Consider the following 17,275-nt stretch of genomic DNA (forward strand, 5'->3'; position numbering starts at 1 on the left):
CAGGTTTTATAATTTCTTTGCTATGAGTTTAAGGAAACTATTCGTTAAAGAACTCCTGCCCTAAATTGAAGGTCAGGGAAAACCTAAGCGTATTTTCTAAAGGATTTCGCACTTGCGAGGTTGAAAAAAGATAGGACAGGTCTATCTGGGCCGACTGGTACCTGAAACCAGCACCCAAAGTAAAGAACTGTCTTGAACCTTTTTGTTCACTCTCGTTAAAATATCCTGTTCTGAACATAAATTTCTCTTGAAAAGCATACTCGGCACCTAAAGCCCATGTAAATTCTTTCAACTCTTCACTGAAACCATCCGGGGCATCCCCGAAAGATTTGAAGACCCCGTCAAAAAAGCTGATTTCCTGGTATTCTGCATTATCCTCTGAATCCACATCCCCGTCTCCGTCAAAATCCTGCGGAGTAGGAACGAGGAGCTTATTGAATTCTGTATTGATCCCAATCACATTATCCTGATCCAGGATAAAGTCGAAACCTGCACCAAATCCAAGATTGGTAGGCAGAAAATTCTCCTGCCCACCTTCGTCATATTTAATCTTGCCTCCGAGGTTAGAAATATTAAATCCTGCTCTCCACCTACCGTCAAAATTATCATAAGCGATTTCAGGTGACCTGTAAAATCCTGCCACATCTACGGCAAATGAGCTAGCTGCCTGGGAATCTACTGATCCGTTATCCGGTAACTTAAGGTTAGAACGGATAAACCTACCGGCCACCGCCATGGAAAATGTATTGCTCAGCTTTAATGAATATGACCCGTCAATGGCTAACTCATTAGGTTTTGCCACAGTTCCGGGATCATTCGCAAATTGCCTGAGTTCTATTTCTCCTAAAGTGAAATAACGAAGGCTTGCCGCAAAGGCACTACGATCATTAAGTTTATTAAAATAGCTGCCACTGAGCAGGGATATATCTGTAGTTATGCTTTCCAGGTAAGGGGTATAACTCAGACCTATACCCATTTTCCTTTCAGCAAATGCAAATTTGGCGGGGTTCCATTGTTGAGCGAAGGCATCCATAGAGGTTGCAACCCCCATATCCCCCATACCGGCAGACCTGGCATCGGCTGCGATGGTTAGGAATGGTACTGCGGTGGTAATTACTCTATCCTCTTGTGCCGATACCTTACCGATCACTACCAGTAAGGCAAGCATCCATAATTTTTTCATGTTTGGAATTTGGTATTATAAGCGAGTAAAGTTGTTAATAATAAAGTTTCTACTCAAATTAATTAGATGTATGACACGGTAACGCCGTTTTTAACAATATCTTATACTTTGCAGCTAAATTTTTACAGATCCCCTGTTTTACGGACATTGGGGCACTTGAAAGCCTAATAATTCACTATCATTTAATTTTTCCTTCCATCTTAATGGATCATCTGAAAAAATACCTCGTCAACCATACTAGAATAACATTTAGCCCGTTATGACTTTGGATGACGAACAAAAATTTCCTTTCTGTATTCCGGGAAGGGATTAAAACGTCTAAAAGCAAAATAATCTATTGAAATTGTCGTTTTACTAGCCGAAAGCGACTTAATCGGGTTGAGAAGGAATCTAACAGAGTACTTCCCGGTCCTTTTTAAAACTGATAATTAAAGGTTTATCCTTTCGGGGTGTTCCCGCCAAAAGTCTGAAAGACCACTGGATATTATCACAACATATTAAAATTGACTAATAACAGATGAAAAGACAGTTAATCAAAGTTACACTCTCTTGCGTAGTGATTGCAGGAACCCTTACGGCTACAAGTTGTAAGAAATCTTCTTCCTCCAAAAACGTTTCAAGAGCTACTGGCTGGAAGGTCAATGCCAAAGAAGGTGGCTTTCAGTACAACTCGGATTTCAAAGAGCAGGAAACCGCTCCCGGGCTGGTATTTGTTGAAGGAGGAACTTTTACTAAGGGAAAAGTTCAGGACGATGTGATGCACGAGTGGAACAATACCCCCACCCAGCAGCACGTTCAATCGTTCTATATGGATGAGACCGAGGTGACCAACGTGATGTACCTGGAATACCTTGATTACCTGAAAAGTGTATATCCGCCGGAAGATCCTAAATACGCCAACATCTATAAAGGTGCTTTGCCGGACACTCTTGTCTGGAGAAACAGGTTGGGTTTCAATGAAACGATGACTAATAATTACCTTCGCCACCCCGCTTATGCAGAATACCCCGTGGTCGGTGTAAACTGGGTACAGGCCGTTCAGTTCGCGGAATGGCGTACAGACCGGGTTAACGAGGCATTGCTGGAAAGAGAAGGATATCTTGCCAGTGACGCCAAATACGCTCCGGTAAACGGAGAAACTGCCGGTACTTTTAGTACCGAGGCATATTTAAATCGTCCTGAAACTACCTATGGGGGCCAGATCGATTCACTTCAGGGAAAAAAACAAAAAGATTCTGTTGCTGTATACGCAAATCGTAACAGTGGAATCATCATGCCAGAATACAGGCTTCCTACCGAAACAGAATGGGAATATGCCGCCCTGGCCCTGATAGGGAAAAGAGAGTATAATTCTTATCGTGGGCGTAAAAAATATCCATGGGATGGGGAATATACCAGGAATGGTCAACGAGTTGGACGAGGTGACCAGCTAGCCAATTTTAAGCAAGGTGATGGTGACTACGGCGGAATTGCCGGATGGTCTGACGACGGCGCAGATATCACTGCCGAGGTGAAATCTTACAAGCCTAACGATCACGGCTTATACGATATGGCAGGTAACGTGGCCGAATGGGTTGCAGATGTGTATCGCCCGATTGTCGATGATGAGATCAGTGACTTTAACTATTACCGAGGTAATGTTTATATGAAAGCGGCTATCGGAGAAGATGGAAAAGCCGAAGTCCTTTCAGAAAGCATCGTCTATGACACTCTTCCGAACGGCAAACTGGTTGCAGTTAACCTTCCAGGGGAAGTAGAAATGGTTCCTGTAGATGAGAATGAAACCTACTTACGTACCAACTTCTCCAGCAGTGACAACCGCTCCTACCGGGATGGAGATCCAGGATCATCCAGATTCTATGATAAGTTTGATGAGGACGATGAAGAAGGAGCCGACAAACTGAGCATGTACAATGCTCCAAAGCACAAGGTAGAACGGGATGAAGATGGTAACCTTATTCGTGAATACGACACCTCTAATAGCAGAACTTCCTTGATCAATGACGAAGTGCGAGTTTACAAAGGTGGATCATGGAAAGACCGTGCGTATTGGCTAGACCCTGCACAACGCAGGTATCTGCCACAATACATGGCCACAGATTATATCGGTTTCCGATGTGCCATGTCCAGGGTTGGCTCTAAATCAACCGGGAAAAATAAAACCGTACGAGGTAAAAAAGCAAGATAAGACAGTTACATCAAATACTGGGAAAAGCCCCGATCGCTGGATCGGGGCTTTTTTTTATATTTATCCCATGACCACAGAGCATTTATACGAGCACTTCCTCAAATCATCAGGAGCTTGCACAGATACACGGAATATATCAGAAAACTGCCTATTCTTCGCCTTGAAAGGTGATAACTTTAATGGTAATAAATTCGCGGGTGAAGCCATAGAACATGGTGCAACGCTCGCGGTTATCGACGAAGCAGAATATCATCAGGAAGGCAACACTATCTTGGTGGATAATGTGCTGGAATCACTACAACAACTAGGGAGATTTCACCGCATGCATAGTAAAGCACGAGTTATAGGACTGACGGGTAGTAATGGTAAGACCACTACCAAGGAACTGATGCACTCGGTTTTATCACAATCCTACCGGGTAATCGCTACCCGGGGCAATTTGAATAATCATATCGGGGTTCCCCTCACTCTCCTTAGAATTAAAAAAGACACGGAGATCGCTATTATAGAAATGGGTGCCAATCATCAGAAGGAGATCGAGTTTCTATGCACCCTTGCCGAACCCGATTTTGGTTATATCACGAATTTTGGAAAGGCTCACCTGGAAGGATTCGGTGGTGTAGCCGGCGTGATTGCAGGTAAAAGCGAACTTTATAATCATTTAAAAAACAAGAACGCTCCTATCTTCATGAATGCCGACGACCAGGTACAACGTGAAAAACTGCAGTCGTACACAAAGAAGATCGGCTTTAGTACTTCAGATAAGAACTACTATCAAATTAAGTTTCTTGAAGCATCTCCTTTTGTTTCCCTTGAAGCAGAAGGAACCGTCATTAAAACCCAGTTGGTTGGAAAATACAATTTCAACAATTGCTGCGCAGCCTTATTAATAGGCAAATATTTTAATGTCCCCATGGTACTGATACAAGATGCACTTTCTGAATACATCCCGGAAAATAATCGTTCCCAGTTAGTAGAGCAAGCCGGTTACCACATCTTGCTGGACGCATACAATGCCAACCCCACCAGTATGAAAGCGGCATTGGAGAATTTTGACCAACTGAGATCCGATACTAAATGCGCTATACTGGGTGATATGTTTGAACTCGGGAAAGATGCAGAACAGGAGCACCAGGAGATCGCTGAATTAGCAGCAAAGAGCAATTTTTCAGAAGTCCTGCTGGTCGGAAAAAATTTCAGCAGATGCCGGACTTCTTTAAAACAATTTGAAGGTTTTGAAAAGCTATCCGAATACTTGGAAAAACACAAACTCCCTAAAGGTGATATTCTGATCAAGGGCTCCAGGGGAATGGCATTAGAGCGAGTTCTGCCGTTACTTAACTGAGGCTTTACCTCTGAAATGGACCAAACGAAACTGCGATTGCAAAGATCAAAATATTTGCAGATACCGCTGCTGCAAAACTGACTGCCGTCAGGCAGGTAGAAAACCCCCATCCCCTGCAGGGATGCTTTTTTTTTATTCCCTCCCAACGCCTATAAGCAAGCTCAGCGCTGTCCGGGGATTACCGCGCTTCGCACGCTGATCCAGGTAAAACCGCTCCTGCAAACCTGACTGCCGTCAGGCAGGTACAAAACCCAAATCCCGCTAATGCGAGATTTGATTCTTTTATTCCCTCCCAACACTCAAGCAAGCTCAGCGTTGTCCGTGGATTACCGCGCTTCGCACGCTGATCCAGGTAAACCCGCTCCTGTAAACCTGACTGCCGTCAGGCAGGTACAAAACCCAAATCCCGCTAATGCGAGATTTGATTCTTTTATTCCCTCCCAACACTCAAGCAAGCTCAGCATTGTCCGGGAATAAAAAAACCCACGCATAACTGCGTGGGTTTTGTGAGTGATGTGGGATATACTGGATTCGAACCGGTGACCTCTGCCCTGTCAAGGCAGCGCTCTAAACCAACTGAGCTAATATCCCTGGAAATCGTTTTTGAACCGGGCTGCAATATCGTAAATTTCTCGGTTTCCGGAAATACAACATCGTTTTTATTTAATGCTCCCCTAATGAGTAAAGCTGTCATATAGTGAATCAGCTGAGGTACATTAAGTATTCCTATTAATTGAGCTAAAATACCTTCGTTCCCAATTAAGATAATAATTAATTTAGTATTTACTTCATGCCCATATTTAGGCTTAATCATCGAGAATGGAGTGGCTTCAGATCATTATCGCAGGATTTACCGGCACCAGTTTAATGACCCTCTTCAGCTATATCTGTGGCGCTATTTTTAATGAAGAATTCTCGGAGCCAAAACTATTAAACCGTATGATGCATTATTCCCGGGCGTTTTCTTCCGATATTACAGATGATGACCACAGAGGGTGGATCATACATTTTGGTATTGGGCAGCTTATGGCCTTTTGGTTGTGGATCATGTATTGCAACAGTGGGCTGGGACATGCACAGATATTAGGAGCTTTTCTTGGAGTTATGGCAGGTATGGCAGGTGCCCTGGGTTGGCTTTTCCTTTTCAACACACTTACGACCCCCCGGGATACCGACATTAGAGGATTTGTTGTTCAGCTAGTTGTAGCACATAGTATTTTTGGATGGTCAGCTTATCTGTTATATCAACTTTGGAATCCTTGCTGATACCCTAACAATTTAAATAGAATTACGATGAAAGATTGGTTTGCATTTTCCTGGAACGACGCTTTAGCAATAGTATTAACAGCTACAGGTATATACCTGGCTGTAATTATCCTCACCCGAATTTGCGGGAAAAGAAGTTTTTCCAAGATGTCAAGTTTTGATTTTGCCATGACTGTGGCTATCGGCTCCATTATCGCAACGACAGTCCTTTCAAAAAGTGTTAGTATGTACGATGGGGTGATTGGACTCATCGGTGTTTACATTCTGCAAATCAGTCTAAGCTATGCCAGGAGGTATAGTTGGGTGAATGCCCTGGTAGACAATCCGCCTTTACTTCTGATGAACGGGTCTACAATTCTTTATGAGAACCTTAAAAAAGCCAGGGTCACAGAGGCTGATCTGCGTTCCAAACTAAGAGAAGCAAATGTCATCGCTCTAAGTGAAATAAAAGCTGTCGTATTCGAAGCCACCGGGGATGTATCAGTCCTTCATACCTCAGATGACACTCCATTAGATGATTATTTGCTCCAGGAAGTCAGGGAGAAATAAGCTTCCTTAGACTTCCTGTAAACCCCTTAACTGCAAGAACTAAGGTGTACCACCAGTACCCGCTATGTTCAGGAACCTATGATCTCTCCTCCATTCACATGGATAAACTGACCTGTTATGTAACTGGCATCTTCACTTGCGAGGAAAACATAGGAGGGTCCGACTTCGCTCGGCTGCCCTGCCCTGCCCATAGGAGTATCTTGCCCGAAGTCTGAGACATCATCAAAAGTTGCAGGGATTAGCGGGGTCCAGATAGGTCCCGGCGCCACTCCATTAACACGAATATTATCAGGCGCCAGCATCTTGGCCAAAGATCTTGTAAAACTTACGATTGCGCCTTTGGTACTCGAATAATCGAGGAGGTGCTCACTTCCACGATAAGCGGTCACAGAACTTGTGTTGATGATGCTATCTCCTTCACCCAGATGTTTCAGAGCACACTTAACAAGGTAGAAATAAGGAAATATATTAGTCTCAAAGGTTTTCCTGAACTGGCTTTCGCTGATCTCTTCTGCCGAATTCTTAGGAAATTGAATAGCCGCATTATTAACAAGGATATTGAGCTGCCCGAACTCGGACACACATTCTTCTACCACAGATTCACAAAAATCAAATGAACTTAGATCTCCTTTAAAGAGAAGACATCTCCCTCCTTCCTTCTCCACCATTTTCCGAGTGTCTTCGGCGTCCTTGGTTTCTTCGAGATAAATAATAGCAACAGCTGCCCCTTCCCTGGCAAAATGCACGGCCACGCTTCTCCCGATCCCACTATCACCCCCGGAGATCAATGCCACTTTCCCCTTCAACTTGTCACTGCCTATGTAAGAGTCGCGAATGACCTCAGGCTTCGGCTGCATTGCATTCTCCTTCCCTGGTTGTGATTGCTCTTGTTCCGGAAATGATTTAGGTTTTTCCATAGTCTTTACGGTATTAATTATGGGTATCATTACTTCTATAAAATTAAATTTATAGGATTGCTAGGAAGGATGCAATTGAGAAATTCATTGCCTATAATAAGTCGTCACTATTGAATCTTATTGCATTTTAACCACACATCAAGGAAACACAACCCATAACGCACTGATATACTCAGGAATGACAGTTGTCATTGCCTGCCTTCGGAAATTGATAAAATCGAATTTGAATTACTTAAAGTTTAAAAGTGGTGCACAAATTGACTATTTTTATAGGTATATTCCTAGATCGGTTAGAGACTTGTCAACAGAAGTTGCTCTAAAATCTTTATTTGAAGAAATAGTGCGAAATAAAATATCTACAAATCCCGGTTTTGAAAGTAACCCGATGAAGGTGGAGGCCACAGCCGATAGCTTGAAAACGGATATTCTCGATAATGTTCCTGCTGCTATTTATACCTGCGATACCGAGGGACGAGTGACCTATTTTAACAATGCTGCAGCCGAACTCTGGGGCAGAAAACCAGAATTGAATAAGGATTTATGGTGTGGATCCTGGAAAATATTCACTACAGATGGGGATCCACTGCCGCTCGACGACTGCCCCATGGCCGTTGTACTGAAAAATAAGACTGCTATTCCCGCGCAGGAAATTGTTGTAGAAAGACCGGATGGTAAGAGGCGAATTGTAATGGTTCATCCAAAATTGCTCTACGATGCTGCGGGTAATGCAATGGGTGCTATAAATATGCTACAGGATATCTCTGAGAAGAAAAAGCAGGAAGTTGCTCTTAAACTCAGTGAAAATAATTATCGAAAGCTCGCAGAATACCTGGAAAAGAAGGTGGAAGAACGCACCACCCACTTAAAGCAAAGTGAGCAACGCTACCATCGCATGGTAGAAGAGGTTCAGGACTACGCAATAATCCTTTTAGACCCAGATGGAAATATACTGAACTGGAATAAAGGAGCAGAAAAGATCAAGGGATATACGGAAGAAGAAATCATAGGTAAAAACTTCCATATTTTTTACCGGGAAGAAGACTGTAAAAACTTGCTTCCTGAAAAATTAATAGCAGGAGCCATTGCAAATGGTCGATCAATGCACGAAGGATGGCGGGTAAAAAAAGATGGCACCAAATTCTGGGGGAGTATTGTTATTACAGCCCTACATGATGATGAGGGGCAGATCCTTGGATTTTCTAAGGTTACCCGGGACCTCACCGAACGCAAGCTTGCAGAAGATCAAAAAGAAAAGTATGCCCGCGATATTGAGGTAAGAAACATACAGTTAGAAGAATATGCCCATATAGCCTCCCACGATTTGCAGGAGCCCCTGAGAAAAGTTCAGGTTTTTAGTGACCTGGTCAAGAGCAACCTGGATAATAAAGAGAAAGCCATCATCTATCTGGACAGGATGCGCAATTCTGCCCAGCGTATGGTTACCCTGATCAAGGACGTACTAAAATATTCCAAGGTATCCGATTTTGATGAGTTCTTTACCTCCGTAAACCTTAACGAGGTCTTCGAAAACGTTAAAGAAGATTTTAATCTCTTACTAGAGGAAAAACAAGTAAAACTAACGACTACAGAATTACCGACGATAGAGGGAATACCTGTACAGCTACATCAGTTATTATCCAACCTATTGGGAAACGCCATCAAATTTTCCGCAGACAGCCCTGAGATACACATTTTCGCTTCAGATGTCGACATGGCAGAACTAAAGGAATTCGAGGAACTCGATCCGACCAAGTCCTATATCAAACTAATAGTATCTGATAAAGGAGTGGGGTTTGAACCGCAATATGCAGATGCCATATTCACCATGTTTAAAAGATTAAGAAGCGATGCACAGGGAAATGGTATAGGCCTTACGCTCTGTAAAAAGATCGTGGAGAACCATGAAGGAAAAATAATTGTCGAAAGTCGACCCGGAGTTGGTACTACCTTTACCATTTACCTGCCTAAAAAATATTCAGGTAAGCGCATTAAAAAATAAATTCTCACCGGAGACTTATGCTGCAGAATAACAATTGCAAATGTTCCTACACAAACTTAAGCTCCGATGAGAATTCTGATATTTTAATAACCGTCCCCGGCCTAATTGCAATTTCGGTCAGGTCATTATTATTTGCCTATAGTAATTGCCTTCACGTTCACAAATTCTTTCATCCCAAAACCACCGTGTTCCCGGCCAAAGCCTGAATTTTTCACCCCTCCAAAGGGCATAGAAGGCTCTGCCAGGCCGAAAGTATTGATAAAGATCATCCCGGTGTCAAAATAGTTTTCAGCAAGCCTCGTGGCCTTATCAACATCTTTGGAAAAGATTCCTCCACCCAGGCCAAACCTGCTATCGTTTGCAATTTGCATGGCTTCTTCTGCATCGGCTGCATGGATCAGTGAAGCCACAGGACCGAACAACTCGTCATCGTAAGCGGGTTGACCGGCTTTAACATTTGCAAGAACGGTTGCCGGGTAGAAGAACCCTGTTCCATCAGGAATAGAACCTCCGCATAGAATTTGCGCTCCATGAGCCACACTTTTTTGAACTTGATCATGTAGGGTTTCTCTCAGATCTTCCCTTGCGATGGGACCGAGATCAGTTTCATCCAGGGTAGGGTCCCCCAATTTAAGAGCCTCCATGGCCTCCACGAAAGCTGATTTAAATCTCTCGTAAACGGCATCCACCACAATAAATCTTTTGGCCGCAATACAGGTTTCCCCGTTATTATAGATCCGACCTTTTACACACATTTCTACTGCCAGGTCGAGGTCGGCATCCTCCAGTACGATATAGGCATCGTTACTACCCAGCTCCAATACAGTCTTCTTTAATTCGGCCCCTGCCTTCTGACCGATATCTTTACCGGCTGCAGAACTTCCTGTCAAGGTAACACCCCTTACATGATCATTCTTGATGACAGCATCTGACTGTTCGTGCGATATAACCAGGCAACTAAAAAGATTTTCAGGTAAACCCGCTTCTCTAAAAATCTTTTCCAAAAGCTTTCCTGTCCCCGTTACATTTGAAGCATGTTTCAACAGAATTCCATTACCGGCCATTAGGTTGGCGATAGCATAGCGCACCACCTGGTAAGAGGGATAGTTCCATGGCTGAATTCCGTATATTACGCCGATAGGAGAATAAGTAATTATTCCTTTTCCACCATCAGATAAGGTCCTTTCTTCATTTTTAAGCTCCTCGGGACCATGTTCAGCTGTATAATTGCATATAGCTGCACATAAGTCGACTTCCTGTCTACTTTGCACCAGGAGTTTACCCATTTCAGCTGTCATTAATTCCGCCAATTCTTTCCTGTTCTCTTTAAGACCCTCTCCGATAGCCTTGATCTTCTTGGCCCTGTCGTTTAAAGAAACATGCCTCCATTTACTAAATGCCTGTTGGCATGATTCTATGACTTTTTCCACTTTACTGTCCGAGAAATACTCGTACTGTTCCATCTCCTGTCCATTGACCGGGTTAATCGTAGTTATTCTTTTATCTTTTGTTGCTGTGTCCATTTATATTAACTAATAATGTTTTTAAATTAATTGAATGTTACTGTTGCTCGCTGGGCATTACATAAACGTCATTTATATTTACCCGTTTAGGCTGGGTCAGGGCGTAGATTATGGCATCAGCAATATCTTCTGCCTCCAGTGTCGTCATTTCCTGCATAGCCGACAGTTTTTCCAGGATATCTTCATCAGTAATGGTGTCCATCAATTCCGTAGATACTGCCCCGGGCTCAATGGAAGTTACGTTGATTCCATATTTAGGAGCTAGCTCCTGCCTGAGTCCTTCAGAGAACATTTTTATTGCAGATTTTGTAGCACAGTATACTGCTCCACCCGGAAAGTATTTATGTGCTGCACTAGAGGATATATTAATGATATGCCCTTTCTTGTTCTCGATCAGTGTTGGAAGTACAGATGAAACTCCATTTAATACCCCTTTGATATTCACGTCGACCATCCTATCCCATTCCTCTGTTTTCAACTTTTCCACATAGGATAAGGGCATCAACCCGGCATTATTGATCAGCACATGAATTACCCCGTATTCCTTTAGTGTTCGGGTTACCACCTTTTCCATATCTTCCTTGGAGGTAACATCGGCGGTTACTACCAGGGCTTCTCCTCCATTCTTTACTATTGATTTCCTAACTTTTTCTAAGCGTTCTTCCCTTCTTGCCGTCAAAACTACTTTAGCGCCGTGTTCAGCAAGTTTTATGGCGGTTGCTTCTCCAATTCCACTGGAAGCACCGGTTATTATGACTACGTTATTCTTAAGTTCCATATGTATCCATTTAATTTTGTTTAATATATACGCTTATTTTATTAAACAAATGCTCAATCAAATGCAGGATTGATGCGAAAGCAGGGGTTGGGAAGAGATTAACATTTAGCACTAGAACCGGGGATATTTTGGTCCTTTCCGGCGATACTGATAACCCCAGGGTGTAGAGAGATGTAAAAAGCTATAGCTTACAGCGATTCTAGTCGCTCCAGGGTCGCTCCCATGTCGATTCCTTCCCCCAGGACTCCTTGGAAGAGATCTCCTTTTTCCTTTAATCGAAGGGGTACGGTCTCTAAATTATAATCGGTCATCTTTAAGCCTCTCTTCACTTCCTTCCAATTCAATGGGGTTGAAACAGGAGCCCCGGGCCGGGGTCGGACGCAATAAGGCGAGGCTACACTATGTCCTCTGCGATTCTGTAAGTAATCCAGGTAAATCTTATCCTTGCGAGCGGATTTCTTGCGATCCATACTGCATACTGCAGGGAAGTCTTCTAAAAGGTAAAGACAAAGTAATTTGGTAAAATTCATAACCTCGTCATAGGTGTAGAGACCTCCCATAGGTATGTAAATATGCATACCACGAGAACCCGAAGTTTTACAATATCCCGGAATAGAAACTTTATCAAGTAGTTCCTTCGCCCTATTCGCCACTTCTATTACTTCGTCAAGTGTATTTTTAGAGGAAGGATCCAGGTCAATCACTGCCCAGTCAGGCGTATCGAGAGCTGCCACCTTAGAATTCCAGGGATTTATCTCGATACAACCAAGGTTTGCCATATATAGCAGGGTTGATTCATCCTGGCATAAGAGGTAGTTGATATCCCGCTTGGAAGATTTAGAATAGATAGAATAGGTCTGAACCCACTCAGGGGTATTCTCCACATCTTTCTGGTAAAAACCCTTACTTTTTATTCCATCGGGGTGCCGGTGGAGGTTCTGTGGTCGGTCTATAAGGTAAGGCAGAATATAATCTGAAATCTCAAGATAATAATCAAGCAGGTCATATTTTCGAAGACCCGAATCTGGCCAGTATACTTTTTCCAGATTACTGACAGCCACATGCACATCATCAATTTCGAGCACATTTCCTTTACCTTTTTTTTGCTGAGTTTGTTCTTGCTTCTGTTTGGGTATAGATTCGGTACGGGGAGCTTTATCCTGCAACTCTTTAAATACCGGGTGTCTTAATAGACCATTCCTGGTCCAATCTGAAAACTTCACCTCCGCCTCCAGCTCAGGTTTAAGCCATTGAACCTTCCTTCCCTTTAAATTGGGCTTTTCTTCAAAAGGGCATTGCGCCCGCTCTAATTTCTTCAGCTTCTTATATAATGCCGAACGGGATTTGTCATTGAACCCAGTACCGCAATTCCCTATGTATTGAAGACCACCCTCAACCCTCCTCCCAAGAACGAGCGAGCCAAAGTGTGTGGTTCCTTCCGGTTCAGTATAACCGCAGATATTAGCTATCACCGTCCGTTCACTTTTTATTTTCCGCCAGGAATCTGTGCGTTTCCCGGGGTGGTATAAGGAATCCTTACGTTTGGCTATAATCCCTTCCATCCCGCTGTCCACCGCCATGGAATAAAAGGTATTGCCCATCCCTACCATATGATCACAATACCTCGTACTTTCCATACCTTCCAGCAGTTCAAGTAGTAATTCCTTTCGTTGCAGCAGCGGCAGTTCAAGTGTGCTGTGTCCGTTTAGAAATAGAAGATCAAATACATAATACCTCAACGTCCCGGTGGTTTTTGACGAGTAGTTTTGCAGGGCTTCAAAATCGGGTTTTCCCCTTTCATCCACCAATACCACTTCCCCATCCAGCACAGCCTGTTGTTCCATAGCTTCGAGTTCCGGGATCAGATCCCCGAATTTTTCCTCTAAGCGATTCCCGCTTCTGGAATACAGCCGGACATCCCCATGGTTCACATGGGCCTGTACCCGGTACCCATCCCACTTTAACTCGTAGATCCAGTCGGGGTCATTGAAAATATCAGGGACGAGGGAGGCCAGCATGGGCTTAATGAAGGTGGAAGGCTTAGTTCCGGCGTGTACTTTTTCTCCTGGCTCGATATTCTCTGCATCATAAGTACCAGATACGGCAAACTTATCCTGTTTCTTTATCAACAGCCAGTTCTCCTTATCACCCTTCAGACGAGTACGGACGAGGGCAAAATCACCTTTCAGGTAGTTGCCGTGAAAACGAATCTTCAGGTTGCCCTTTTTCAGTTGTTCGGTTCCTGATTTAGTTTTCTTTTCTTCGAGCACCTCGTAACGTCCCTGGTCCCAGATCTTCATTTCCCCGGCCCCATAATTTCCTTTAGGAATAGTACCTTCAAAATCGAGGTATCTCACCGGGTGATCCTCGGTGCGGACAGCAAGCCGTTTATCGGCCGGGTTCAGCGAAGGACCTTTGGGTACAGCCCAGGATTTTAGCACCCCTTCCATCTCCAGCCGCAGGTCATAATGCAACCGGGTGGCCTGGTGACGCTGTACTACAAAACGCGAATTATCCCCCTTGCCCAGGACCGCCGGCGGTTCCGGGGTGGCTTGGAAATCGCGTTTTTTAATATAATCTTCAAGACACATTCAGACTAGCTGGCTTTGCGGGATTTTTTTCGTTCCAGGCTGGCTTTTAACTTCTCCATCAGGTCACTGGCGGCTGTAGGGGTTGTGTCCACTTGTTCCACTTTGGAAGATTTTCCGCTTTCTTTGGTTTCGATAATCTTCATAAGTTGTTCATTATAAACATCTTTATACTTGGAAAAATCGAAAGAGCTAGTGTATTGTTCGATCAACGAGATGGCCATATCCACTTCTTTCTTCCCAACCTTGGCACCGGGAACTTCTAATTCCGCCGGATCGCGTATCTCATCCAGAAAGCGAATGAGGTACAGGACTAACACCTCCTCATATACTCCTATCAGGGTCAGATGTTCTTTCTGCCGCATGACGAAAGTTGCGACCCCGAGTTTTTTAGTTTTCGTAAGGGCCTTTAATAAGAGCTGGTAAGATTTCTCCCCGTCCTTTGCCGGTTTCAGGAAATAGGGTTTTTTAAACAGTACTTCAGCCACTTCTTCTTCATCCACGAATTCCTCGATATCGATAGTTTTACTTTTCTTCATGTTGGCCTGCTCAAAATCCTCGTCTTCTAGGACGATATAGGACTCATCTTTTTTATATCCTTTAACGATATCTCCCCATTCCACTTCCTTCCCGGTCTTTTCATTGACACGTTTATAACGGATCCGGGAAAGATCCCGTTTATCCAACATATCCAGGTCAAGTCTTCTTTCCTCCGAACCGGGAAAAACTTTTACGGGTATTGATACTAACCCGAAACTGATTGAACCATTCCAAACTGATCTCATTTCTTTTCATTTTAATTATACCGGATAATCAGCCAAATAATGATCCCATCTGATCCAAGGTAAATAGCGATTGTCCATATGGCTGGCCAATACTACAGGAGTAAACCGTTGATTATTAAAAGGGGAATTCCTTTGGAAAATTACCTGTGTAATGCATAGCGTTAGTATTACTGGAAGATAGTAAGCCCGTTCGAAGAGAAGGAGCGCGAAACAAATAATTCTGTGTTCAGGGGAACAGAATCTCAATACTCTAAAATTCACACCTCTACGTATTATTAGTGTTTCAACTAATATCTCCTTGTATAAAGAACAGGATTTTGAGGAATGTTTTCAATATTGGGTGTAAATCAAATTGACTTATAAATAAACAATTTCTTAATATTTCTAATTATGAGCACTTCATATAGTTTGCTTTCAAGCCTATCATTAGTTCAACAGTCTTACGTTCCGGATGAAGTTTTGGTGGATCCCAGTTTCTTCATGGTCATCCTGGCAGGTGTTATTTTGGCGCTTGCTTTCCAGTTTGTCTTAACGATCATATCGGTAGCGGTAGGGGTCACTTCGATAGGAGACCTGAAAAAAAGCTTTGTTGCTGCGCAGGTACAACAGGAACACCCAGAGCACAAGTTACACTCGGATCAAGATTCAAATGATGATGATTCCGATTCCTCCATGGGTGTAAAGATCACCGCCGGATTCGGAATCTGGAGTTTAATAACCACTGCCTTATCACTATTCTTTGCAAGCTGGTTGGCATTTAACCTCAATATAGTTGAAAGCACAGGGACCAATGTGACGATAGCCCTGGTGATCTGGTCTTTGTTTTTCCTCATTCTCTTTTATCTCGAAGCAAAAATGGCCAGGACCCTAGTAGGTAGTTTAATTACCGCCGCTACTTCAGGTTTAAAGGCTTCGGCCGGTGCAGTAGGATCACTTTTCAGCACCTCAAAGGAAAAACGGGTAGAACGGGTCATCGATAGTACGATTGACCGCGTACGAGCAGAAGTTGATGCAGGGGTGGATACGGAAAAAATCGCCAATGTGCTCGATGATTTCCTGAACCGCCTGGATCAGAGAATCCCGGATCTAACTAACCTGAAATCCGACCTGGAAGATATCGCTAAGAAATCCAGGAGCAAGAACTTATCCGGTAAATGGATGGCTGTACAACAAGTGGTTAATACTGCCATTGATAAGAATGAGAAAAGCGGGGACCCCGATAAGAAAAAAAAGGCAACCCAGCTTAAAGAACTTGTCAATAAGATTAGTACAGAGATGGATAACAGTAGCAATAAGACTGAAGGGGTGAAAAATATCCTGGAATCCTTTACTTCCGTGGAGCGAGACGAAATAAATCACCGTCACCGACAGATCGAGGATTACCTTGGGAAGGCAAAAGAAAAAGACCTTACCTCCTCCAGCCTTAAGGAAAGTTTACAACCTTATATAAACGACCCGTCCATGGTTCGTTCCCTGGTTGAAGACAATTTCAGCAGCCTGGACCGGCAAAAAATCATTGAAACCCTGGATAAGAATACCAACATTGAAAGGGATCAATTGGAAAAGCATGCTGATACAGTGGATGAATTTATCCGAAAGGCAGCCCGGGAATTTGACAAGGAGAATGAAGACCGTCTTACTAAGAGAGTAGAAGGTCGCGTAGCCGATTTCTTTGACGGCACCGGCAAGCCGGAGCTGAATTATGCTGTCCTAAAGCAGGATGTGAAACGTATCCTGGACAACCCCAAGGACTCACTCAACATTCTCCAGAGCAGGTTGCAGACCTTTGACAAGGATACTGTTAGAGCCCTTGTAACGAATAACAGGCATGTGAATGATGAGCATATCGATAAGGTCGTAGAGACTATTGAAAAAAGCAGAACTGAAGTTGAAGACAAGGTCAACTTGATTCAACGCAAATCCCGGGAACGGATCGAGTTACTTAAACGAAAAGCTGTCATCCGTGCGGAGCACGCCAGGAAGACTGCAATTGCTGCCGCGTGGTGGTTAGTTGCCTCCGCTATCATATCAGGAGTTGCTGCCGTAGCAGGTGGTATCGCAGCGCTGTAAATGAATTAGAAGTTGCCTTCATTAAAAAAAACCTCCCTGCTGGGAGGTTTTTTAATTATACTGAATCCCGGAATTGAGAATATA

Annotated in this window: 12 protein-coding genes and 1 tRNA gene; 6 read left to right on the plus strand and 7 right to left on the minus strand. The window is 43.5% G+C overall.

The window, feature by feature from the left end:
- Positions 1 to 37: 37 nt before the first annotated feature.
- Positions 38 to 1,183, minus strand: a complete 1,146-nt coding sequence (gene porV / locus PP178_RS14050) for a type IX secretion system outer membrane channel protein PorV (RefSeq protein WP_272594992.1) — start codon at positions 1,181 to 1,183, stop codon at positions 38 to 40.
- Between the two features lie 517 nt (positions 1,184 to 1,700).
- Between porV and gldJ the strand changes: the two genes are divergently transcribed.
- Positions 1,701 to 3,371 (plus strand): gliding motility lipoprotein GldJ, encoded by a 1,671-nt coding sequence (gldJ, locus tag PP178_RS14055; RefSeq protein ID WP_272594993.1) that lies wholly within the window; start codon positions 1,701 to 1,703, stop codon positions 3,369 to 3,371.
- 67 nt (positions 3,372 to 3,438) lie between these two features.
- A complete protein-coding gene (locus PP178_RS14060) occupies positions 3,439 to 4,716 on the plus strand; it encodes a UDP-N-acetylmuramoyl-tripeptide--D-alanyl-D-alanine ligase (protein ID WP_272594994.1) in 1,278 nt (425 codons plus the stop codon).
- A gap of 516 nt (positions 4,717 to 5,232) precedes the next feature.
- On the opposite strand, the gene PP178_RS14065 is transcribed toward PP178_RS14060, so the two are convergent.
- A tRNA-Val gene (locus PP178_RS14065) sits at positions 5,233 to 5,307 on the minus strand.
- A gap of 228 nt (positions 5,308 to 5,535) precedes the next feature.
- On the opposite strand from PP178_RS14065, the gene PP178_RS14070 reads away from it, so the two are divergent.
- Positions 5,536 to 5,982: a hypothetical protein gene (locus tag PP178_RS14070; protein WP_272594995.1), complete on the plus strand. Its 447-nt coding sequence runs from the start codon at positions 5,536 to 5,538 to the stop codon at positions 5,980 to 5,982.
- Between the two features lie 27 nt (positions 5,983 to 6,009).
- Positions 6,010 to 6,531 (plus strand): DUF421 domain-containing protein, encoded by a 522-nt coding sequence (locus PP178_RS14075; RefSeq protein WP_272594996.1) that lies wholly within the window; start codon positions 6,010 to 6,012, stop codon positions 6,529 to 6,531.
- 68 nt (positions 6,532 to 6,599) lie between these two features.
- Here PP178_RS14075 and PP178_RS14080 read toward each other — a convergent pair whose 3' ends face one another.
- Complete coding sequence (locus PP178_RS14080) at positions 6,600 to 7,448, minus strand: SDR family oxidoreductase (RefSeq protein WP_272594997.1); 849 nt, start codon at positions 7,446 to 7,448, stop codon at positions 6,600 to 6,602.
- Between the two features lie 340 nt (positions 7,449 to 7,788).
- Here PP178_RS14080 and PP178_RS14085 point away from each other — a divergent pair, with 340 nt between their 5' ends.
- Entirely contained in the window at positions 7,789 to 9,447 is a 1,659-nt protein-coding gene (locus PP178_RS14085) for a PAS domain-containing sensor histidine kinase (RefSeq protein WP_272594998.1), read from the plus strand.
- Between the two features lie 128 nt (positions 9,448 to 9,575).
- On the opposite strand, the gene PP178_RS14090 is transcribed toward PP178_RS14085, so the two are convergent.
- From PP178_RS14090 to ku, 4 genes are all read right to left on the minus strand, one after another.
- The gene (locus tag PP178_RS14090; protein ID WP_272594999.1) at positions 9,576 to 10,970 is read right to left on the minus strand and encodes an NAD-dependent succinate-semialdehyde dehydrogenase; all 1,395 of its coding nucleotides are present in this window, start codon (positions 10,968 to 10,970) and stop codon (positions 9,576 to 9,578) included.
- A 37-nt stretch (positions 10,971 to 11,007) separates the two neighbouring features.
- A complete protein-coding gene (locus PP178_RS14095) occupies positions 11,008 to 11,748 on the minus strand; it encodes an SDR family oxidoreductase (RefSeq protein WP_272595000.1) in 741 nt (246 codons plus the stop codon).
- Between the two features lie 188 nt (positions 11,749 to 11,936).
- The gene (ligD, locus tag PP178_RS14100) at positions 11,937 to 14,339 is read right to left on the minus strand and encodes a DNA ligase D (protein ID WP_272595001.1); all 2,403 of its coding nucleotides are present in this window, start codon (positions 14,337 to 14,339) and stop codon (positions 11,937 to 11,939) included.
- Positions 14,340 to 14,344: 5 nt separating this feature from the next.
- Positions 14,345 to 15,121 (minus strand): non-homologous end joining protein Ku, encoded by a 777-nt coding sequence (gene ku, locus PP178_RS14105; RefSeq protein ID WP_272595002.1) that lies wholly within the window; start codon positions 15,119 to 15,121, stop codon positions 14,345 to 14,347.
- Positions 15,122 to 15,511: 390 nt separating this feature from the next.
- Here ku and PP178_RS14110 point away from each other — a divergent pair, with 390 nt between their 5' ends.
- A complete protein-coding gene (locus PP178_RS14110) occupies positions 15,512 to 17,191 on the plus strand; it encodes a hypothetical protein (protein WP_272595003.1) in 1,680 nt (559 codons plus the stop codon).
- Positions 17,192 to 17,275 lie beyond the last annotated feature (84 nt).

Origin of the sequence: Zeaxanthinibacter sp. PT1 (genome assembly GCF_028464225.1) — a bacterium.
GTDB lineage: Bacteria > Bacteroidota > Bacteroidia > Flavobacteriales > Flavobacteriaceae > Zeaxanthinibacter.

Bases quoted from the DNA above. Each gene is read 5' to 3' on its own strand.
- porV (WP_272594992.1), bottom strand. From the start codon at position 1,183: ATGAAAAAATTATGGATGCTTGCCTTACTGGTAGTGATCGGTAAGGTA.
- gldJ (WP_272594993.1), top strand. From the start codon at position 1,701: ATGAAAAGACAGTTAATCAAAGTTACACTCTCTTGCGTAGTGATTGCA.
- PP178_RS14060 (WP_272594994.1), top strand. From the start codon at position 3,439: ATGACCACAGAGCATTTATACGAGCACTTCCTCAAATCATCAGGAGCT.
- PP178_RS14070 (WP_272594995.1), top strand. From the start codon at position 5,536: ATGGAGTGGCTTCAGATCATTATCGCAGGATTTACCGGCACCAGTTTA.
- PP178_RS14075 (WP_272594996.1), top strand. From the start codon at position 6,010: ATGAAAGATTGGTTTGCATTTTCCTGGAACGACGCTTTAGCAATAGTA.
- PP178_RS14080 (WP_272594997.1), bottom strand. From the start codon at position 7,448: ATGGAAAAACCTAAATCATTTCCGGAACAAGAGCAATCACAACCAGGG.
- PP178_RS14090 (WP_272594999.1), bottom strand. From the start codon at position 10,970: ATGGACACAGCAACAAAAGATAAAAGAATAACTACGATTAACCCGGTC.
- PP178_RS14095 (WP_272595000.1), bottom strand. From the start codon at position 11,748: ATGGAACTTAAGAATAACGTAGTCATAATAACCGGTGCTTCCAGTGGA.
- ligD (WP_272595001.1), bottom strand. From the start codon at position 14,339: ATGTGTCTTGAAGATTATATTAAAAAACGCGATTTCCAAGCCACCCCG.
- ku (WP_272595002.1), bottom strand. From the start codon at position 15,121: ATGAGATCAGTTTGGAATGGTTCAATCAGTTTCGGGTTAGTATCAATA.
- PP178_RS14110 (WP_272595003.1), top strand. From the start codon at position 15,512: ATGAGCACTTCATATAGTTTGCTTTCAAGCCTATCATTAGTTCAACAG.